Source organism: Anaerocolumna aminovalerica, from assembly GCF_900115365.1.
Classification (GTDB): Bacteria; Bacillota; Clostridia; order Lachnospirales; family Lachnospiraceae; genus Anaerocolumna; species Anaerocolumna aminovalerica.
In genome coordinates this window covers 1-21467 of the sequence record NZ_FOWD01000021.1, presented here as the reverse complement: position 1 = coordinate 21467, position 21467 = coordinate 1, and the positions used below count along the sequence as shown (strand labels likewise).

The 21467-nt window shown below is 34.0% G+C and carries 18 protein-coding genes; 17 read left to right on the top strand and 1 reads right to left on the bottom strand.

The genetic code is table 11. The annotated features are described in order from the left end of the window. Positions 1 to 9 precede the first annotated feature (9 nt). The 16 genes from dhaL to BM183_RS12275 all read left to right on the top strand — a co-directional run bounded on the left by dhaL (position 10) and on the right by BM183_RS12275 (position 20202). Positions 10 to 657, top strand: coding sequence for a dihydroxyacetone kinase subunit DhaL (gene dhaL, locus BM183_RS12350; protein WP_091687186.1), 648 nt, complete (start codon positions 10 to 12; stop codon positions 655 to 657). A gap of 56 nt (positions 658 to 713) precedes the next feature. After that, the gene (locus tag BM183_RS12345; protein WP_091687185.1) at positions 714 to 1202 is read left to right on the top strand and encodes an L-2-amino-thiazoline-4-carboxylic acid hydrolase; all 489 of its coding nucleotides are present in this window, start codon (positions 714 to 716) and stop codon (positions 1200 to 1202) included. A gap of 337 nt (positions 1203 to 1539) precedes the next feature. Further along, a complete protein-coding gene (locus BM183_RS12340) occupies positions 1540 to 3228 on the top strand; it encodes a sigma 54-interacting transcriptional regulator (RefSeq protein ID WP_091687184.1) in 1689 nt (562 codons plus the stop codon). Between the two features lie 282 nt (positions 3229 to 3510). Beyond that, positions 3511 to 3993 carry a VanZ family protein gene (locus BM183_RS12335; protein ID WP_091687183.1) on the top strand — a complete coding sequence of 161 codons (483 nt, stop codon included), beginning with the start codon at positions 3511 to 3513 and terminating at the stop codon, positions 3991 to 3993. 99 nt (positions 3994 to 4092) lie between these two features. Further along, on the top strand, positions 4093 to 4608 hold the full coding sequence (locus BM183_RS12330; protein WP_091687182.1) for a cache domain-containing protein: 516 nt from the start codon (positions 4093 to 4095) through the stop codon (positions 4606 to 4608). A 101-nt stretch (positions 4609 to 4709) separates the two neighbouring features. Next, positions 4710 to 6641, top strand: coding sequence for a beta-N-acetylhexosaminidase (locus BM183_RS12325; protein ID WP_091687181.1), 1932 nt, complete (start codon positions 4710 to 4712; stop codon positions 6639 to 6641). Between the two features lie 148 nt (positions 6642 to 6789). Beyond that, the gene (locus tag BM183_RS12320) at positions 6790 to 7239 is read left to right on the top strand and encodes a hypothetical protein (RefSeq protein ID WP_091687180.1); all 450 of its coding nucleotides are present in this window, start codon (positions 6790 to 6792) and stop codon (positions 7237 to 7239) included. Positions 7240 to 7552: 313 nt separating this feature from the next. Continuing rightward, entirely contained in the window at positions 7553 to 8578 is a 1026-nt protein-coding gene (locus tag BM183_RS12315; protein WP_091687179.1) for a LacI family DNA-binding transcriptional regulator, read from the top strand. Positions 8579 to 8815: 237 nt separating this feature from the next. Next, positions 8816 to 9688 (top strand): carbohydrate ABC transporter permease, encoded by an 873-nt coding sequence (locus BM183_RS12310; RefSeq protein WP_091687178.1) that lies wholly within the window; start codon positions 8816 to 8818, stop codon positions 9686 to 9688. Beyond that, the gene (locus BM183_RS12305) at positions 9681 to 10526 is read left to right on the top strand and encodes a carbohydrate ABC transporter permease (protein ID WP_170847993.1); all 846 of its coding nucleotides are present in this window, start codon (positions 9681 to 9683) and stop codon (positions 10524 to 10526) included. Before BM183_RS12310 ends, BM183_RS12305 begins: the two co-directional genes overlap by 8 nt. A 47-nt stretch (positions 10527 to 10573) precedes the next feature. Continuing rightward, entirely contained in the window at positions 10574 to 11854 is a 1281-nt protein-coding gene (locus BM183_RS12300) for an ABC transporter substrate-binding protein (RefSeq protein WP_091687176.1), read from the top strand. 101 nt (positions 11855 to 11955) lie between these two features. Continuing rightward, complete coding sequence (locus tag BM183_RS12295) at positions 11956 to 13836, top strand: glycoside hydrolase family 15 protein (RefSeq protein WP_091687175.1); 1881 nt, start codon at positions 11956 to 11958, stop codon at positions 13834 to 13836. Between the two features lie 11 nt (positions 13837 to 13847). Then, complete coding sequence (locus BM183_RS12290; protein WP_170847992.1) at positions 13848 to 16868, top strand: glycoside hydrolase family 31 protein; 3021 nt, start codon at positions 13848 to 13850, stop codon at positions 16866 to 16868. A 1-nt stretch (position 16869) separates the two neighbouring features. Beyond that, complete coding sequence (locus tag BM183_RS12285; RefSeq protein WP_091687173.1) at positions 16870 to 18477, top strand: glycoside hydrolase family 13 protein; 1608 nt, start codon at positions 16870 to 16872, stop codon at positions 18475 to 18477. 380 nt (positions 18478 to 18857) lie between these two features. Further along, positions 18858 to 19742: a ribokinase gene (locus BM183_RS12280; RefSeq protein WP_091687172.1), complete on the top strand. Its 885-nt coding sequence runs from the start codon at positions 18858 to 18860 to the stop codon at positions 19740 to 19742. A gap of 157 nt (positions 19743 to 19899) precedes the next feature. Continuing rightward, positions 19900 to 20202 (top strand): hypothetical protein, encoded by a 303-nt coding sequence (locus BM183_RS12275; RefSeq protein WP_091687171.1) that lies wholly within the window; start codon positions 19900 to 19902, stop codon positions 20200 to 20202. Here BM183_RS12275 and BM183_RS12270 read toward each other — a convergent pair. Continuing rightward, complete coding sequence (locus tag BM183_RS12270) at positions 20199 to 20738, bottom strand: ECF transporter S component (RefSeq protein WP_091687170.1); 540 nt, start codon at positions 20736 to 20738, stop codon at positions 20199 to 20201. The two genes, BM183_RS12275 and BM183_RS12270, sit on opposite strands and share 4 nt — an antisense overlap. Positions 20739 to 21308: 570 nt before the next feature. Between BM183_RS12270 and BM183_RS12265 the strand changes: the two genes are divergently transcribed. Then, positions 21309 to 21467, top strand: a 159-nt coding sequence (locus BM183_RS12265; protein ID WP_170847991.1) for a transposase, incomplete at its 3' end; no start/stop codon positions are given.

The window sequence follows — 21467 nt, the reverse complement described above, 5'->3', positions numbered from 1 at the left end:
GTTTACAGTATGGCATTACAATTGACCAGCAAAGATTATGTGGAATATATCAAAAGAGCCTATGAATTAATCCATGCAAATGGAGATTATATAACAGAATTAGATTCTGCAACCGGTGATGGAGACCATTGGAGCAACATTAATATGGGTTTTGAAAAACTGGTAGAAGAAGCAGATAGACTAGAGACTCTGAACTTATTTGAGGAGTTTAAAGAAATCGGCAAAATTATGATGTCTGTTATCGGTGGGTCATCAGGCGTATTATATGGAAGTGCTTACTTAGGTGCTGCTAAAACTTTAAAAGATAAGGATGTTATAACCAGTAAAGACTTGTGTGATGTTCTTGCTGCAATGCTGGATGCAATTATGGCAAGAGGTAATGCACAACCTGGTTGGAAAACTATGATTGACAGCTTGCATCCTGCAGTTACCTGTTTTAAAGAGTCCATTGAAAAAGGATTATCTGAAGAAGAAACCCTTGCATTAGTAAAGAAAGCTTCTGTAGATGGTGCAGAAAATACAAAGAATATGGAAGCGGTACGTGGCAGAGCTACTTATCAGGCTAATAAAGGATTAGGACATTTAGATCCGGGAGCAGTGACCATGTCTTATCAAATATCAACTTTAATGGATTATGCATTAGAAAAATTACAATAACGATTATAACTACAAAGTAGTGTAATATAAAATATAAGTAAAAGGAGACATTAACTATGATTAAGAATGAAGCAAGTGACAGAGGACAACATATTAAAGATTTAAGAGATGCCATTGAACACAGAGCAACTTGGTTCTATTATTTAGTTCAGGAAGCGAAAAAAAGAGGTTTAGATTATGATTTCGCAAGAGACGCAATCACAGCTTGCGGATGCTTCCATGGTAATAACAAATATACAAAGACAGATGATCTTGCAGTATTTGCACCAGAATTTATATCTGATAATGTAAGAAATATCTTCGAAATGGATACTACATTAACAGAAGACGAATTCAACATTGAATTCCATTACTGTCCATTAGTTGCTGCATGGAAGAAATTAACTGATGATGAAGAAGAAATCGCAATGTTATGTGATATCGCTATGGATGGTGATAGAGGTATCGCTAGTACATTTGATAACTTTGAATTCCATTTAGGAAAAACTATTGCAAAAGGTGACAACATCTGTGAAGTATGCTTTAAGAAAGTAGATAAAAAATAATAAGCTATAGTATTTAATGTATACATATTTGACGTATTGTTAGTATATTAAGAGGAGAATGCATATAATTCGAAATTATCTATTAAAATGAATATATGTATTCTCCTTTATACTACGGCAAGTATCAAAATTACACATGTATAAATATAAAAAAGGTTTGGTAATTATTTATCAAAATTCTGTATTGTGCTATAATAATATAATAGTTATTATGGGAAAGAAAAGGGAGAAGTGTGAAAAATCAAGATTTTTCACAAAGTGAATTGTAAAACAATTCGCTTTGCAAATATTATGCTTGCGCCCAAATTCGCAGGTGTTGGAAGCATGGAGGGTTAGTATGATTATTTCTACACTTTTAGGTAGTATCAAAGATTCAGTAATAGAATTTTCTAATGAAATCTCTAAGAGAGTAGATGCTGACGTATTAATAGTGGATAACAACTTTAATGTAATAGGTGAAACGGTTCGTTATTTTAGTCAGTACTCTGAAATCGGAATGGATACTATGATTGGACAAGTAATAGTAAAACAAGAAAAGGTAGTTATTGCCGATAAAAGAGATTTCTATATCTGTCAAAAATGCAAAGAAATAGATAAGTGCCAAATTGTTGGTTTTATCGGTGTGCCTATCTATTACGAGGATAGGGTAATTGGGGCAATTGCTATGATTTTACCAAAACACAGGATATCTTCAATATTTCAGGATATAGATTATTCTATAGCATTTATAGAAAATATGGCTGCAGTTTTAGTTGGGAAGCTGAAAAATAAAAACGAAAATTTTGAAATAAAGAATACCATAAAGGAACGGGAAGCAATTTTAGATACTATCTCTGATGCTATTGTTTTAACTGATAATTTTGGAATTATTCAATATGCTAATAGAAAATTTTATTCAAGTATGAATTTTGATCAGAACATTAATGGAAAACAACTTCAAAATATATTACCCCATAAGTTACTTGAAGATTTTTTTGAAACAAGGAATACTTTTAATAATCAAAAAATACTATTGGATCTTGGAAATCGTACATTTTATGGCTGTGCTTCATGTAAGCTTGTGCGTACGAAAGGCTCCCAATACCAAGTGATGTTTATCTTCCGATCTACCAATGATTTACTTCAAGATGCAAGTGCTGCCGGAAAGGGTTCACTTGTTACTTTTCAGTGGTTAAAGGATTATTTGTTTCCTAGTGATATTTTAGAACATGCGAAAACCATAGCGGTTACTAATGATACCCTATTAATACATGGGAAAAATCAAAATTTAAATGAAATGTTGGCAAAGGCTATCTGTAATTATTCCAACCGTAACTTAAGAGGATTAATTACAGTATACTGTGACAATATTTATAGGGATCTTTTTGAACCTTATGTATTTGATGAATTTGGTGAACTACAAAAGGCAGACGGTGGAACTATACTATTGCATAATGTTGAACACCTTCCAATATATCTACAGAAAAAGCTAATGGAATTTATAAAAAACAGAACCATTCGTAATTATGGAATAACCAAAGTTTGCAGTGATGTTCGTTTAATGTTCTCCACAACACAAGATTTGCTTCAATTGGTGAAACAAGGAGTCTTCTTAGATGAACTTTATTACCGTATTGCAGAAAACTTAATAGAAATACCTTCCTTTAATAACAATAAAGAAGGCCTTCGGAATATTATTAAATCCGGTTTTAAGTTTTATCAAACAAAATATCGGAAAGAAGATATTGTATTATCTGATTCTGCAATTAAATTATTAAGTACATATAATTGGAATGATAATATTAATGAATTGGAAAAAGTATTAGAGCAGATAGTAATAAGAAATAATGGCAACGTCACTGGTGAAGATATAGAACACATGGGCCTTTTAAAAACAGAGGTAGAAGAGATTGTATCCATCAGTGATATGGAAAAAGAGAGAATAAAAGATTTGCTGTTAGAAGGTTATAATAAAACCCAAATATCGCAAATGCTCGGTTTCAGCCGTGCTACGTTATATCGGAAGATGACGGAGTATGGGTTATAGAGAACAAAAAGAGCTGTTGTAGAATATGTCATATATTGAAAGAGTTGTTTTACTGCACTTTCAAATGACTAAATACTACAGCTCTTTTTTAATTTCTTTAGAATGTAAATTATTGATATGATCAATATTAGAATTTTATTGCATTAATATTAATTTAAGTACAAATTCTTGTTTCAGGCAAATGTATTATGTTATAATTTAAATTATTATTATTATCAATTAGATTATTATAGCTTTATTGCATACATTAAATTAAGTTTTTATACTAAGGTGAAAAAAGACATGAAGAAAAAATATAGAATTTTATCAGTAATACCAGCACTTATCATAATGTGCATTATTTTTTATTTCTCTCATCAGGAGGCAGCAGAATCTTCAAAATTAAGCGGCGGTATTATTGAGAATATCTTTTCACTTAATGAGAAAATATTTAGTTTAGAATTACCAATAGAAGAGAGAATCCATTGGCTAGAATTGCTGGAGACCTTAATACGTAAAGCAGCCCATATGACAGAGTACGCCGTGTTAGCGATAGCTCTTTCCTACTGGCTTTATGTATATGATAAGAGAGGAATTTCCTTAATATTATGGTCAGAAGTAATAGCAGTATTATATGCTGCAACAGATGAATTCCATCAGCTATTTATTCCGGGCAGATCAGGTCAGGTGACGGATGTTTTAATTGATGGAACAGGAGCTTTTTTAGGATGTTTATTGTTCTATATTATTAGTAAGAAATTTAGAAAAGACAGGGATTATCATTGATTCACCAAACCATTGATGTTATACTAATGGTAATTAATTGGAGTTTATAAGAAGAGAATTACAATAAAGTTTTTATTTCTGGGGTTGGGGAGAAAAGGAATGAAAAAAACAGGTCGAAGTTTCTTATTTGCTTTTGGAACAGCCAGTTTGTTGCCTATATTATTTATTGGCATATTATTAACAGTTCGTATGCGTAAAATGGCTTATGAACAATCACTAAAAGAAGCAAAAGCAGAGATTGCCCGTGTTGAAAGCAGGATTGAGGAAACACTTCAATTCATTCATACTATTGAGAATGCTGCTATATCTGATGAGAAAATTAAAACAGTGATGCAGACAGCTTTTCAATCTCCCCTTGAAGTATTTCATAGTTATTCTGAAAATAATCTTCTGAATAAATTTGAATTGACCTATTCTGATATATCGGATATTCGAATTTATGGAGAAAATGAAACAATATTGGATAACATGGATTATATGAAGGCAACTTCGGAGATAAAATCTTCGCCCTGGTATCAGAAGGCTATAGCATTAAAGGGTAAATCTTTTGGAGAATATTATAGTACTATGGGCGCTATTGGGCTTTTACTTGATAGTTTTTCAACTACTATTTGAAAGGAGGATAGTTGAAAAACAAGTTTTTCAACCGGTAATTTGCGGCTTTACAAAATTACTGTCATTATTAAATTGTGCTAAAGCACGGAATAGAGGTTAAGATGATTAAATACCCCGGCCTGGTTCCAAGTCCTCAATTTTATGAGGTAGTGGATGGACATTTTGCCATTACAGAAGATACTGTTATTAGCATTCAAGAAGATAAGGCAAGGAAGAAAAAATGGTTAATTGATTTAAGAGATATTATCTATAATGAAATTGGAGTAGAAGTTATAATTAGTGCAATACCTGTAAAGAATGGAAAGAATATTGTTCTAATACAGGAAGAAGTAGCTGCTGAATCAGAGGAAGCCTACGAACTTGTTATAAACAATAATAATATTATCATCAAAGGCCAATATAAAGGTCTGTATTATGGCATTAAAACTTTAAAACAGCTTATTGTAAAATATAAAAATAAACTGCCTGTTATTACAATTAAAGATAAGCCTGCATTCAGTAACCGGGGATGGATGATTGATATTACAAGAGGCAGGGTGCCAAAGCTGGAATATCTGTTTGAGATTGTTGATCTTGCCTCGGATTTTAAGGTAAATATGCTTCAATTATATATAGAGCATACCTTTATGTTTGAATTTACTTCGGAAATTAATGTGGGTAAGGACGGCCTAAGGGGAGAGGATATTATCGCCCTGGATGCCTACTGTCAGGAACACATGATACAATTAGTACCTTGTATTGCTACTTTTGGGCATTTATATGAAATCTTAAAAAGTGATTCCTATAAACATTTATGTGAGTATGAAGATTATCCAAATGAACCTTATGACTGGATGAAACGCCAACTGCATCACACACTGGATTGCACCAATCCGGAATCCATAGAATTAGTTAGAAATATGCTGAAGAATTTCGTTCCCCTGTTTCGTTCCCCAATCGTAAATATTTGCGGAGACGAAACCTTTGATATTGGAAAAGGAAAGAATAAGGAACTGGCACAGCAAGTAGGGGGCACAGAACTCTATGTTAATTTCCTGAAGGAAGTCATGAGTATTGTGGAAGAGATGGGAAAGAAAGTCATGTTTTTCGGAGATATGATTATAAAGCACCCGGAATATTTAGAAGAGCTTCCCAAAGACGTTATATGCATGAACTGGAATTATGACCCTGAGGTTACAGAGGATGATACATATACCTTTATGAAAGCCGGGGTAGTTCAGTATGTATGCCCCGGGACCATAGGATGGAACCGTGCCCTTAATGATTATGAGGGAGCATTTCAAAATATAACAAAACTTATCCGATATGGAGAAAAATATAAAGCGGATGGCGTTCTTGTAACAGATTGGGGAGACTTTGGCAGTATCAATTGTCTAAGTACCTCTTTACAGGGCTTAATCCTGGGGGCAGCAATGTCTTGGAACCCCAAAGATTCAAACTGTGATTCTCTTCAAAGCTACCACGAGGCAATCAGTCCTCATCTGGGCTATGAGGATATGGATCACCTTAACCTGTTTTCGCTTCTTACAGATATATCTAATAAAATGCATATTACTTGGGAACATTTAATGAAGTGGTATTTTGATGTTTCTTTTGGTAATACCTCTTATGGTGCTGCTCATGAATTTATTGAGGAACCGGATTGTTCATTTTTTAGATCCATACTGGAGGAATTAGAATCTCTATTAGATAAACTGGAGGATTATAAAGGTAAGGTGTACAGCAAACTAAATTTCTCAAGAAAGAGAGATTTGGAGGAAGCAGTACATATGGCAAAGCTGGTAAAACTTTGGCAGCATATTGGCTTAATGATTAAAAAGTTCTATTTTGAGCCAGAGGGTCAAAAAGCTTTAGAAAATCGTGAATTAAGAGAGGAAGCTATAAGTTTAGCAGCTCAAACAGAAAAGTGGCTGATAAAATATGAAAAGCTATGGAGAGCTGGCAATAAAGAGAGTGAATTGTACCGCATTCGAGATGTGATGACTTCTTTGTGCCATTATTTAAGAGAGCCGGGTATTTATCGGCACAGATAAATTCTTTTGTTGAAATAAAGCTGCAATTGCTTCGGAAAAGCCACACAACCAGCATTCTATAAAGCATTATATGAAAAAGACCTTGTAACTTACAAGTTATTGTGCTAAGATACATAAGCTATAATTAAATATACAGTGAGGTAAAAATATGCATAAAGACTTAAAGGTGAATAGGATATTTAGAATTATAGTCGGGATGTACTTGATTTACTTATCAACATCTTTATGGCGCGAACTGGATACATCAGGCAACAAAACAGTGGGAATTGCGTTTATTATATTATTTGTAATTGTGGGAATTACCTTGATTATACTTTCAACGAAAGACTTATTTAAGATGAAAAGAGACAATGCAGTGGAGACAGATGAAATAGCGGAAGAAATACCAAACGAACCTACTGTTGAAAGTATTGAAGAAAAAGAGGATACAGAGGATTCAGACGCTGATATTGCAAAGGATTATGATGATACTGGAGAGAATGCTGAAGAAAATGGAGAAGATAATGCAGAGCAGGAAGCAGATGTTTCCCATGATGATACAGATGACAGCTCAGACATTAATACCATAGACAATATAAAAAATCATACTCAGGAATAGATATATTTTATGTGAAACTAAATACAGCGAGGTTGAATTTAGAAGAATTTCATTATTCATTTTAATGGAACTCTTGAATTCAGCTTCGCTGTATTTAGATTATACCCACTATGCTATATGAGCTTATTAACAGAATATGTTAAAAAGAACAGTTAAAAAATAATAATTGCTATATATAATATACAAATAATCATATTTTAAATGTGCATTTATAACAATTGAAATAAAATATTAAAGTTATTATTGTGTTTTTTATCGAAATGTTGTATATTATTGATGTAGAGTTAAACGGTTAACCTTCGGAGGAATAAATATGAAACGTGTAACAATTAATGATATAGCTCAAATATGTGGGACATCGAAAGCAACTGTATCTTATGTCATCAATGGCAGAGTGAGTAAAGTTTCACCTGAGATGGTAAGAAAAGTAGAGGAGGCAATTAAAGCAACAGGCTATGTTCCAAGTCTTAGTGCCAAGTCCTTAGCTGGAAAAGGTTCTAAGTTAATTGGCGTCATTATTCCACAGATGGATGTTAGTAAAAAAATGATCTTTGAAAACCCATTCTACAGTGAGTTCATATCCGGTATTGAGTATTATTTACGTAATGCTGGCTATAGTATAGTTTTAAGGGTCGTTAACAGTGATAATTGCTTTGCGGATATGATGATGAAGTGGAATTTGGATGGTGCTGTTGTATTTGGTATCGATAATGATAAAATGCTTCAGATTTTGGGCAGCTATAAAGTTCCTACACTATTAATTGATTCTTACATTACACATAAAGATTTTTACAAAATGAATTTACGAGATGAGGAAGCTAGTTTTATGGCAACGAATCTTTTAATTCAGGATGGTCATGAGAAGATTGCTTTAGTGACCGGTAAAATTGATAAAAGTGTGTTGCTGAGCAAACGACTGGATGGATATAAGAGAGCGCTAAAAGAGAATAACATTCCCTTTGAGGAAAGATTTATCTTTCAAGGTGATGTCACTTATGAATATGGTTTTAGTGTGTCTCAAAAGATAGTGGCTCAGGCAGATATTACTGCTGTGGTTGCAACTGCGGATATATTGGCTTTTGGTATTATGAATTATTTACAACTGGATGGAAAGAAGATTCCAGATGATTTTTCCATAATAGGTTTTGATGATACATATCAAGCTAAAATTATGTATCCTAAACTGACAACTGTAGGACAGAATATTTCAAAACGTGGCGAAATGGCTGGTGAAATTATTCTAAATATCATTCATGATTCACAAAAGGAAAAAGAAACTCTAATGAGTTGCGAAATAATAAAAAGAGATACAACAAAAGTTCTTAAAAGCGCTGAGTAGAAACATTACAAAAGAAAAAAACTTTAAGTTTTTTTTTCTACATTGGTTAAACGGTTCACCATGGAGGTTAGTGTGAATTATTGAAATGCATAATTCACACTCTGATTTGTGGCAATGCCACATCTGCAAGCAGATGCTGCATGCGATGGGAGCTAGGTTGAAAAAACAAGCTTTTGTGCTGGGGCACAAATTGCTATCGTAATTAAAAAGCGCTAAAGCGTCAGAATCGAGGTTAAAATGTATAAGTCAAAGAAAAAAATTATTATCGCATTCTTATTGCCCAGTTTATTAGGACTGTTAGTATTTAAAGTTGGGGCTATGCTATATTCACTTTATATTAGTTTTACGGATTGGAATTTATTTGGTAGTCCCCAATTAATAGGGTTAGCAAATTATATAGAAATCCTTCATGATGAAAGATTCTATTTAGCTTTAAAGAATACCTTATTCTTTATTGTTGGATATTTGCCCCTAGTACTAATTCTATCACTTGGATTGGCAATACTGCTAAATAGTAAAATCAAAAAAGTCACATTCTTTCGAGGCTTGTTCTTTTTACCGGTTATTACTTCTTGGGTAGCAGTATCTATGATATGGAAAGGAATGCTTAATCCGGAATTCGGAATAGTAAATACAATTATTCGTTTCTTTGGTGGGACAGGGCCTGCTTGGTTACAAAATCCAAGTTATGTTATGCCTGCAATTATCATAACAACAGTTTGGAAGGATATTGGATTCTTAGCAATTATTTTCCTTGGTGGCTTACAAGGAATTTCAAGTAGCTATTACGAAGCAGCCCAAATTGATTGTGCAGGTAAATGGCAGCAGTTTAAGAGTATTACATTGCCTTTATTATCTCCAACCACGTTTTATGCCCTTATTATTACTATAATTAGTTCTTTCCAAGTTTTTGATCAAATTTGGGTCATGACCTCTGGAGAGCCCACTGCGGATCTGGTACCAGTTATGGTTACTGAGATTTATAAAAATAGTTTTCAATACCAGCAAATGGGTTATGCAACTGCATTGTCATGGGTACTCTTTATTATCATTATACTAGTGACCATTTTCCAGAATGTCATGCAAAAGAAATGGGTTCATTATGAATAAAGCAGGAAAGGAATCGAAAATGAAAACTAAGAAAAACAATGTAGTTGTCTATATTATGTTAATTCTTGGAGCAATTGTTATGATTATTCCATTTGTATGGATGACAATAGTTGCGTTTACCAACCAAGATATCACATATAATATGACATTTAAAAATGTTATAAATGCATGGTCATTGGATAACTTTAAAAACATATTTACATCCTATAATACAGGTAGATATTTATTTAACAGTATGTTTGTAGCAATTGTTACTACATTAGGACAGATTTTGATTTGTTCCATGTCTGGTTTTGTATTTGCTAGGATAGATTTTAAGCACAAAGATAAAATATTCTTATTATATCTAGCTACCATGATGATACCTATTCAAGCAACAATCATACCACAGTATATATTGATGAATAAAATGAATTTAATTAATACATTCACGGCTTTAGTATTACCTGGTATGTTTAGCGCATTTGGGACCTTTTTAATGAGACAGCATTTTGCCAACATACCAAAAGCGTTAGAAGAAGCGGCTTGTTTGGATGGAGCCGGATTTATCAGAGTATTCTTTCAGGTTATGCTGCCATTAGCAAAACCAGGTATCTCCGTATTGGCCGTAACGGGATTTATGGCTGCATGGAATGATTTTTTATGGCCGTTGTTAGTATCTTCTGATGATACCCATACGACGTTGCCATTATTCTTATCACAGCTTCAAGGTAGATGGTATGTGAACTGGAGTGAATTAATGGCTGCAACACTGATTAGTGTTATTCCAATTCTTATTGTTTACTTATTTGCACAGCGGTATTTTATTGAAGGTATTCAAAATACCGGAATAAAATAAAATTTGGTACTTATGAAACTTTTAGTAAAATGTAAAGGAGAAAGATTATGAAAAGAAAGTTAGCAGCAACATTATTAGGGATTACACTAGTGGCAACAACAATGTTAACCGGTTGCGGAAAGACCAATGAATCTGGAAAGGTGGATGATGGAAAGAATACTTCCAATGAAGAAGTGACGATTAAATATGCTACATACTCTGCTGGCCCAGATCATATTAAAGATTTGGAAGCTATGATTGATGAGTTTGAAAAGCAAAATGAAAATATTAATGTAGAATATGAAGTAATTGGTTTCAATGATTATTTTACAAAATTACAAACTCAAGCAACATCTAAGACATTACCTGATGTTTTCGAAATCAATTATGAAAACTTCGTAACATATGCAAATAACGGTGTATTAAAAGACGTTACTGAAATAGCAAAATCAGATGAAACATTTGATGAAAGTGTATTGACAAAAGGTGCAATTGATCACTTCAAATACCAAGATAAGCTTTATGGTTTAACCGAAAAATTCTCCAACGTAGTTATGTACTACAACAAGGATTTATTCGATGCTGCCGGATTAGAATATCCGAAACCAGACTGGACTTGGAAGGATGAGCTAAAAGCAGCGCAGGCTTTAACAAAAGACGGTGTTTATGGAACATATTCTCCAGTACAATATAACGAATTATATAAAACAGTAGCACAAAATGGTGGTTCTTTATTCGATGCAGAGGGAAAACCAACCATTAATTCAAAAGAAAATATTGAAGCTGTTCAGTGGATGATAGATAAAATGAACAAATACAATGTTCAACCTACACCAGAGCAAATGAGCGGTAAATCTCCAGAAGATATGTTTAAAAATGGAGAGATTGCTATGCTTAGAACCGGTAGCTGGATGCTTGGAGTATTCGCGGATGCTCCATTTAACTGGGATATCGCTCTTGAACCTGCTAATACAGATAAGGTACATCACGTATTTGTAGATGGCATTGTTGCAAGTGCCAATACAAAACATGCAGATGCAGCTTGGAAATTCATCAAGTTTATGTCTGTGGATCCTACGGCTACTAAGCTTAGAGTGGAATCAGGCTGGGATTTACCAGTAGTAGATAATGAAGAAGTAAGAGAATCTTTCTTAAATATTGAGAAGCCAGAAAGCCGCGAAGTAATTTTTGAAGCCTTAGAAACAGGTATTGTACCTCCAACAGTATTAAATTATTCTCGTGTTCAAGATAAAATCAACGAAGAATTAAGTAAAGCGGTTATTGGACAAGTTACTGTGGAAGAAGGGTTAAATGAAGCACAGGCAAAAGTTGAAAAGATAGTAAAATAGATCTTTAGTTAGAAAGGGTGTCCATAATACAATCAAAATGTTGTGTTTAACGACATCCTTTCTTGCATTAAAATAATTGTTATAAAGAAAAGGAATGCAGAATGAAAATGGACAGAAAACCTTATACCGGTGTTGGATTAGTGGGAAATGAAAACGTTGCGGCTATCTATACTGTTAACAATGGAATCATAGATATTAATGGAACTGGTATTTATCACTTATTTTATAAAAATTATAAGCATGATTTGTTACAATCAGCAGTGAGCATGATACGAGTTAACGATAGACTCTATTTCGGAAACCGCAAATGGAATGAATATACACATCCACATCATCTGGTACCTGAGAGAACAGAGGTATTGGATGGATTTCGTTATACAGACAACTTTATACTAGAAGAGGATAATCTTGAAAAAACAGATATTATTTATGCTTATGGAAATAATCGTGTAGTTTTTGAAACTACCGTTTCAAATAAAGCAAGTGAAGCCAAAAAGATAGGTTGTTTTGGGTACATTGCAGTTAGAAATGAGGAACCTATTCTTGGAGAGGTACTTACAGATGATGCCCTCTGTATTCAGACTGGAGAGGCGTACATAGGGATGGCCACCTGTGAATCCAATGAGAACTATATTGTAGAAGACTCTCCCACTGATTTTTCCTACCAGACATTTCTGGATGTGAAAAATAGAAATCAAAAGATAAAAGGTATTAATACGAATTGTCGTGTAGGCTGTGTAAAAGGAAAAGAATATGAGCTTAAAGCAGGAGAATCCATTACTTTTCAATGGGCATTAGTATTTGCAGATACCAAAGAAGAATTAATCAATGACTTACAATCTTTAGATTTTAAATACGTAGCTATTGAAGCGAAAGAGTATTGGAAACGATGGTTAGCAAAAGGTAATAAAAGAGTACAGGAAGTGGCTTCCATCCATAAAAATGATAATGATGAGGAATTCCTGGATTTCGTAACAAGAAACCGAATTGCTATGAAGGCAGTCTGCCAGAATGGATTTATCCCAGCGGATTTAACTGGTCACTATTATTCCAATAAAATGCCATGTTATTATGCAAGAGATTCCATTATGGTTGCAAGAGGCTTTTTACTTGCAGGTCATTATGAGGAATGTGAAGAAATTATACAATATTTAATCAAGAGAAAACGTAAATCAAATGGGGAATTTTATCAGCGTTATGATGGACTTGGAGAACCTAATGAAGGAGCCAATAACAATGTAAGCCATCAAATTGATTCCATCGGATATTTTGGAAGAATTGTATATGAATTCTATAAAAGAACCGGTAAGATCTTAGCTTCTGAGGAATTATTGCAGGAATTAGTTTCTGTAATCGAAAATTCAGAACATAAGAACGGCATGGTAGGACCTGAGGGAGGTGTAAATGAAGGTGTATTCGGTGCAGCATTTATTACTTCCTCTAACATGTTTATCTATGGTGGAATAAAGGCAATGGAGGAATTATTTGTGGTCTTTGAGAATAAAGAGTATGAAAAACGTTGTCAGAAATTATGTGAACAGATCTATCAAGGAATACAAACAACATTTAATAAAGAGCTTGAACGATACGATTATGGATATGTGAATTACCATGACAGGGTCGTTTGTAAATATGATACTCCACAATACTTTGGTCCCATCTATGGTTATCCAAATGATGAAAATATGAAAAAGACACATGAATATTTCTTAAAACATGCAAGCTTTTTTAAAGATGGTATTGGTTATTCGGAACAAGAATATCATCATGGGCCATGGTTATTCAATACTTTAGCTTGTGCTGAATATTGTAAGGTACATGGCGAAGCTTCGGAGTATCGAAAGAAAATGTTATGGGCAAAGAATCATGCCAATGCATATGGTTTAATGCCGGAAGCAGTGGATGCCAATGATGAATCCATTAGCTTTATTAATCCGTTAACCTGGGCATGTGCAGAATTTGTTGCCAGCTATTACAGATAAGGAGGCTTCTTATGATAAATTTAGAGATGAAGGTTACATTAATTAAGCTATTGGAAGCATGCGTTAGTAGGAGATTAGATGGTATCCCAAAACGTTTTGAAGAACTATTTCAGAGGAACAATCTAGATTACCAGGACAAGTGTTTCTTACTATTTGCAGCATTTGAATATGTTAGAGAAGCAAATGACATGAATTTTGTTACAAAAAACATGGAAGTATTAAAACAATTACAAGAAGATATTTTAAGCTGTTGGGATAAACCAGGCTTCTCTCTATTGGAAGATGAGAAGGAAGATTATTATACATCAATCGTAGGTATGGCTTATGGCAGTTTATACAATAGTAACTTATATCTAAAAAATCAAACTATAACACAATGCATCAATCAGATGAAAAACTATGCTTATGCAAACTATACCAATGCCGGTAAATTAGTAAGTGTTCGTCATGGTAAAGAGGTAACCATAGACCTTCTTTGGGTTTGTGTACCATTTGGATTATTCAATCCAGAGGATTTAGTATTAGTAGAATCACTAAAAGAAATGAATCCTAAAAAACATCAAGCCTATAATGCTCTACTGGCTTGGTATCTTACAGAAAAATCAGATTATAAAAGAGCAAAGATGTATTTGGCAAGAGTTGATGGAGACTGTACATTTGCAAATGCAGTAAGAGATTTGGTATCAACAAAATTGAAATTAGCTGGTATCTTAAAGGATACTCCTATCTTCCATGTGCCACTTGGTAATTTTAATCGTTATGAATCCCAGAATTACGAAAGAACACCGTGGTTTCCGAAGGATGGGGATAACGTAACGGTATATGCAGTAACTTGGCCGGTTCGATATGAATCAGAGATTACCCTAAGCTATGTTACCAGTGAGGGACATAAGGAAGTTATAATTGGTGAATTTATTGAGGATACAGAGAATTATAGATTTAATTTAGGTGCATTTAAAGGAAAGACAACGGTAACCTATCAGTTCCATACAGAAGGTTTCAATTCCAATGAATTTACGTTCCAAGTGCTAAGTAAGGAAGTTGTTACAGATGTTATAGTGAATAATGATTCCAATTCAATCGTTGAGTTAAACACCAATGAAGGAAATAAGTTATATGGTGTGGTGACAGTAGTAGGGAACCAATTTAAGTTTGACATATCCAAGGTAAAACCGCCTATGATTCAGGAAGGGAATGGAGAAATAACATTCGTAAACCGTGGAAATGGTGCTTTTGATATCCTGGTTAATGAATTCAAATTAGGAGTTGAACAATTATATATGTGGACAAATGGTAACGAACCATTTTCTTACGGAATCCAGATTAAGTCATCAAAGGAAGAGGGATTCTACGGATTTGGTGAGCGTTACAATCATATTAATCAACGTGGTAACCTAGTAGATGTGTATGTATATAATCAGTATAAGGATCAAGGAATTAAAACCTATTTTCCAATGCCTTATTTCTTGAGCTCTCAGGGTTACGGTATATATATACCGACCAATCGCTATACAGAGTTTGATTTATGTAAGACAAAACATAATTTTTATACCATAGAATCGCAAATGAAAGAATTATCTTTATATTGCTTTATTGGTAATCCGAAGGAGGTAGTAAGTAGTTTCAGTCTCCTAACAGGAAAACCAGTTATGTTGCCTGAGTGGGCATTTGGGCCATGGATGTCAAGTAACAATTGGGATAGTGATGCAGAAGTTAGAAAACAGGTAGAATTAACAAAGAAATATGATATTCCTTCCACAGTATTAGTAATTGAAGCTTGGAGTGATGAAGCTACGTATTATATCTTTAATGATGCTGTCTATAAAGAAAATGATGGCGGTGATGCACTTTGTTATAAGGACTTCCATTTCCCAGAGTGGGGTAGATGGCCTGATCCAAAGGGATTGGTATCCTATCTTCATGAGAATGGATTAAAATGTATTCTTTGGCAGATTCCCATTATTAAATATATTAATTCCCTTCATCATATTCAGAAGGATAACGATGAAGCATACGCTTTAGAGAATGGGTATTGTGCAACGAATCCTGATGGAACACCATTTCGCATGCCGGAAGGTTGGTTTACCGATAGCTTATTATTCGATTATACAAGTAAAGAGGCAACTGACTGGTGGTTTGCAAAAAGAGATTATCTGGTAAAAGATATTGAAATTGATGGATTTAAGACAGATGGAGGAGAATTCGTATTCGGTGATGATGTATGCTTTGCAGATGGTAATACAGGAAAAGAAATGAGAAACGAATATCCCAAATTATATATTCAAAAAAATTATGATTATATTAAGGAAGCAAGAGATGGCATTGTATTTAGCCGTGCAGGCTTTACCGGCGCTGCCCAAAGTCCGGCACACTGGGCCGGAGATGAGAAATCTACCTTTGATGCCTTTAAGAGAAATCTATGTGCAGGCTTAAATGCTGGTCTTTCCGGTGTTCCATTTTGGGGCTGGGATTTAGCAGGTTTTAGTGGTGAGATTCCAAGTGCAGAACTCTTCGTGCGTTCCACTGCAATGGCAACTTTCTGTCCAATTATGCAATATCACGCAGAAAGTAAAGCAGAATTTAATCAGGATAGAACTCCTTGGAATATTGCAGAAAGAAGAGAAGCTCCTTATGTAATTGAGGACTATCGTTATTATGCAAAACTCAGAATGGCTCTTATACCATATATTATGGAGCAGGCAGAGATTTCTGTCTCCACAGGAATTCCTCTTATGAGAGCATTATTATTAGATTTTCCGCAGGATAGTAAGGTATGGAACATCTTTGATCAGTACTTATTTGGTGAGGACTTATTAGTTGCTCCAATCGTAACAGAAGGAGCTACCAAAAGAACGGTATATGTTCCCAGGGGTAAATGGGTTCATATCTTTACAAAAGAAGAATTTGAAGGTCCAAGAGAATATACGATAGAAGCCAATGTACATGAGATCATTGTTCTTAAAAAGGCAGAATCAAAATGGAATTTTGAAATTGAGAATGAGAATTTTAAGATAAATAAGGAGGATATCTAATATGGATTGGTGGAAAAAATCAGTTGTATATCAAATCTATCCTATGAGTTTTAAAGACAGCAATGGAGATGGTATCGGTGATATCGGTGGAATTATTGAAAAAGTAGATTATCTAAAAGAATTGGGTGTGGATGTAATCTGGTTAACACCAATATATGAATCACCAATGGATGATAACGGTTATGATATCAGCGATTATTATAAAATTAACCCTCTCTTTGGAACTATGGAACAATTTGAAGAGATGTTAGATAAGCTTCATAGCAGAGGCATTAAATTAATTATGGACTTAGTTGTAAATCATACAAGTGATGAACATCAATGGTTTAAAGAGGCAAGGAAAGATAAAAATAGTAAATACCATGATTTCTACATCTGGAAAGATAAGCCCATTACAGATCAACAATCCTTTTTTAGTGGTTCTGTATGGGAATATAACGAAGAAACGGATGAATATTATTATCACTTATTTAGTAAACGTCAGCCTGATTTAAATTGGGATAATGAAGAGGTCAGAAAAGAAGTGTACCGTCTGATTAATTGGTGGTTAGATAAAGGCATTGATGGTTTTCGAATGGACGTAATTGATCTGATTGGCAAGATTCCAGAAGAAAGCGTAATGTTTGGTGAAAAGAGCCATATCTATCTTCAAGAGATGCACAAAGCCTGTTTTGAGGGCAGGGATGTATTCACGGTAGGGGAAACCTCATTTGCTACCCCACAAAGTGCACCGCTATACTCCGACAAAGAGAGAAAAGAGCTTACCATGTGCTTTGGTTTTGAGCATCTAGGCTTAGAAGAAATCAAAGGAAATGGCAAATGGGACTTAAAGAAGTTGGAATTAAATGAATTAAAACAAGTGTTTAAGATCTGGCAGAAAGCATTACATGAAAAGGGTTGGAATAGTTTATTCTGGTCTAATCATGATCAACCAAGAATTGTTTCTCGTATGGGTAATGATACAACTTACCGCATTGAAAGTGGGAAGATGTTAGGACTTGTATTACATGGAATGCAAGGTACGCCTTATATCTATCAGGGTGAAGAAATAGGTATGACCAATGTAAAATTCCCTCTTGAAGATTATAAGGACATTGAAACCATTAATATGGTAAAAGAAAAACAGGAAGCTGGCTGGTCCATGGAGAAAATTATGGCTGGTATTTATGCAAAGGGCAGAGATAACGCCAGAACTCCAATTCAATGGAATTCTTCGGAAAACGCTGGTTTTACAACAGGAACTCCGTGGATTAAATTAAATCCAAACTATACAGAAATTAATGTAGAAGACACATTAAAACAAGAGAATTCCATCTTTAACTTTTATCAACAATTAATTAAAATCAGAAAAGATTATGAAATTATTACCGTTGGTGACTTTGAATTGTTATATGAAGAGGATAGTAATATATTTGCATACACTAGAAAAAGTGAAACAGAAGAACTTCGGGTGGTAGCAAACTTTACGGGAGAAGAAATAGAATGTAAAGGATTATCAGAGATAGCAACGGAATATGACAGGGTGTTATTAACCAATTATACCCTAAATAGAACTGTAAAAGATGTCTTAAGACCATATGAAGCAATTATGTTCTATAAGTCAATTTAAGATAATACTTACTGAATATGTAAAAGTACCAATAAACTATCAGCTATCATAATTCTAACATTAGTAAACGATTTTAATGGTAGTTTAAAAAGGGATGCCGCAAAATATATTATCTCATATTCCGGAGATATAGTATTACGGCATCCTTTATTTGGTTTGATGATAAGAGTTAAATAACTGAGGATAAATAGAGAAATAAGTTTTAGTTCGGAGCGATGAGGAGTAATTATTCTTCACATTAATAGGTTCAATAATATAAGGATTTTTAGTTGATTCATGGTAGAATATGTTCATATTAATTGACTTTATACCACTCTAAGAGTAAGATAGAAGCATAATTAAACGTAGAAATAAATTAGTAAAATTAAGGAGTAGTGCTGATGAAATTAGTGAATTTTGGTTCATTAAATTATGATTATGTTTATAGCGTAGATCATATGGTTTTACCGGGAGAGACATTATCCTCCAATAGTATGGAGACATTTTGCGGAGGTAAAGGACTTAACCAGTCCATTGCTTTGGCAAAAGCTGGTGTATCTGTCTATCATGCCGGAATGGTTGGGGAAGACGGTGAAAGTCTCATTGATATGTGTAAAGAGAATCAAATTGATTATCGCTATATATCTAAAGTACAAGGAAAAAGCGGACATACTATCATTCAATTAGATAAACAGGGACAAAACAGCATTATCCTATTCCCTGGTACTAATGGTTTAAATACGTTAGAACATATTGAGGAAGTTCTTGATTATTTTCAAGAAGGGGACATGATTCTGCTGCAGAATGAAATTAACCTTTTGGATCAAATTATTGAAAAAGCATATGAAAAGAAAATGAAGATTGTACTTAATCCCTCACCTTTTAATGAAAAAGTAAAGGCTTGCGATTTAAGTAAAGTTTCCATGTTTTTAATGAATGAAATTGAAGGATATCAGATTACCGGAGAGAAAGAGCCGGAGGATATACTGAATGTGATGGAAAGTAAGTATCCCAGCGCAGAAGTGGTGCTGACTTTAGGTAAAGACGGTGTTATGTACAGCGGAAATGGAATGAGGTATTTTAGAGAGAGCTTTAAAGTAAAAGCGGTGGATACAACAGCAGCAGGTGATACTTTCACAGGTTACTTTTTGGCTTCCGTTATAGAAGGAAAATCTATAGAAGAAGCCCTTAAAATAGGTTCTTTTGCCGCCTCCATAGCGGTAACCAGAAAAGGTGCCTCCAGTTCTATTCCTGCAAAAGATGAAGTAGAAAATCGTCTCATGTAAGATTAACTGTTTTCCTATGTTTTACTGTCGAAGAAAGCTGAAATTCGCGATATTTTCAAGCTTTCAAAGGGTTCCTATTCTACACAATATGTGCTAATATTTTCATATACAAATGATTTTTGTATACGGATGAGAAGGAGTAGGAAAGGAGAAATCCATGGTAAAACATCAGAAGGTTAAGTCATTGTTTCTAATGGAGATAAAATACCGATGGATTACTTACTACCAGAGGAAAATCAACAAAATGTTAGAAAATGGAATTTCATTGAATCATCCTCATTTAGTAAGTACATATTGTAAATATGAGAAGCATATTTACAAAATATTCGAAATGAAAGAAAATTTCGAAAAAGAGACAAATGAAAAAATTGTTTTTTATCAAAATTTTGCACCTGTTAAGGAGAAAACAGGAGTAATGGATGTAGTTATGGGAACGATTAAAGGTTCTTTATTCCTTTAATTTTCCAAATTCATAACAGACTTGATTTCTGGAAGTCTTATGAGTATCGGCATTAATATGATAGATAATATAATACCGAATATATTTTGTACCATATTGAAAAGGATACCGGCTGCAGCAGTTGCTACTCCGTATCCCATAATATACCCTTCAAAGATAAAATATCCCGAAGTAACAATAATTCCACCACCAACACTTGCAACAATGACAGATATGATTCTATTCTTCTTATTGTTGAAATGACGGGATAATAATTGATATATATGATGTGCAGTAATGGCTGCAAGAGCTTTTATAATAAAGGTAGCTAGTGCAAAACTGGTATACCCGGATAAAAGGTCAGCTAACATAGAGCCAATACCGGCAGCGGCTCCTCCATATATGGGGCCAAGAATCATACCTGATACAAGTACGATGCCATCTCCGATATGGATATAACCAACTGGTGATGGGAATTGAATTATCATAGTTGCGATACATGTCATTGCGGCCATTAGTGCTGCGATGACTAATTTTTTTGTCTTTTTTGAATACATATTGACCTCGATTCCAGCGATTTAACGCTTTTTAATATTGATGCAATTTGTACAGGAGTATAAGTGGCAGAATAACCTATTCTCCAGCTTTTTTTATTCAGCCACTGTTCTTTGCTGATACTATAAAACAATTTTGGCATTGTTAAAAGTGCCAAAATAGATATTTTAAAAAGAGCCAGATTTCAAAGCTGTAAACCTTGACACAAAAAGGGTATTGTGTTACACTTTCTACGAAACAAGGGGAGCCTAATGAATTAGGCTGAGAGTAAACTACCACAATGTTTTAACCCTGAAGTGTGTGAAAACAACTTCGTACCTGATCCGGATAATGCTGGCGTAGGAATGTATATAGTGTCTCCTCATATAGTTTATGAATGTGAATTGTATTTTGGATATATACAAAACCTTTCCGGTTACCGGAAAGGTCTTTTTGTTGTGTCACAATAAAAATAAACCACCTGCTATGCAGGTGTGTTCCCAATTAGCTTTAGCTTCAAGTTTAAAAACCTCCTATGTTATACTAAGTGTAGGTTCGCCAACCACACAAAAATAGCATAGGAGGTATCCAAAATGGATAAGAATAGTTTATCACACACGAAGTGGGAATGTAAATACCATCTTGTTTTTGCGCCAAAATACAGGAGACAGATAGTATATGGACAAATAAAACAAGATGTAGCGAACATATTGAGTATGTTGTGTAAAAGGAAAGGGATAGAAATAATTGAA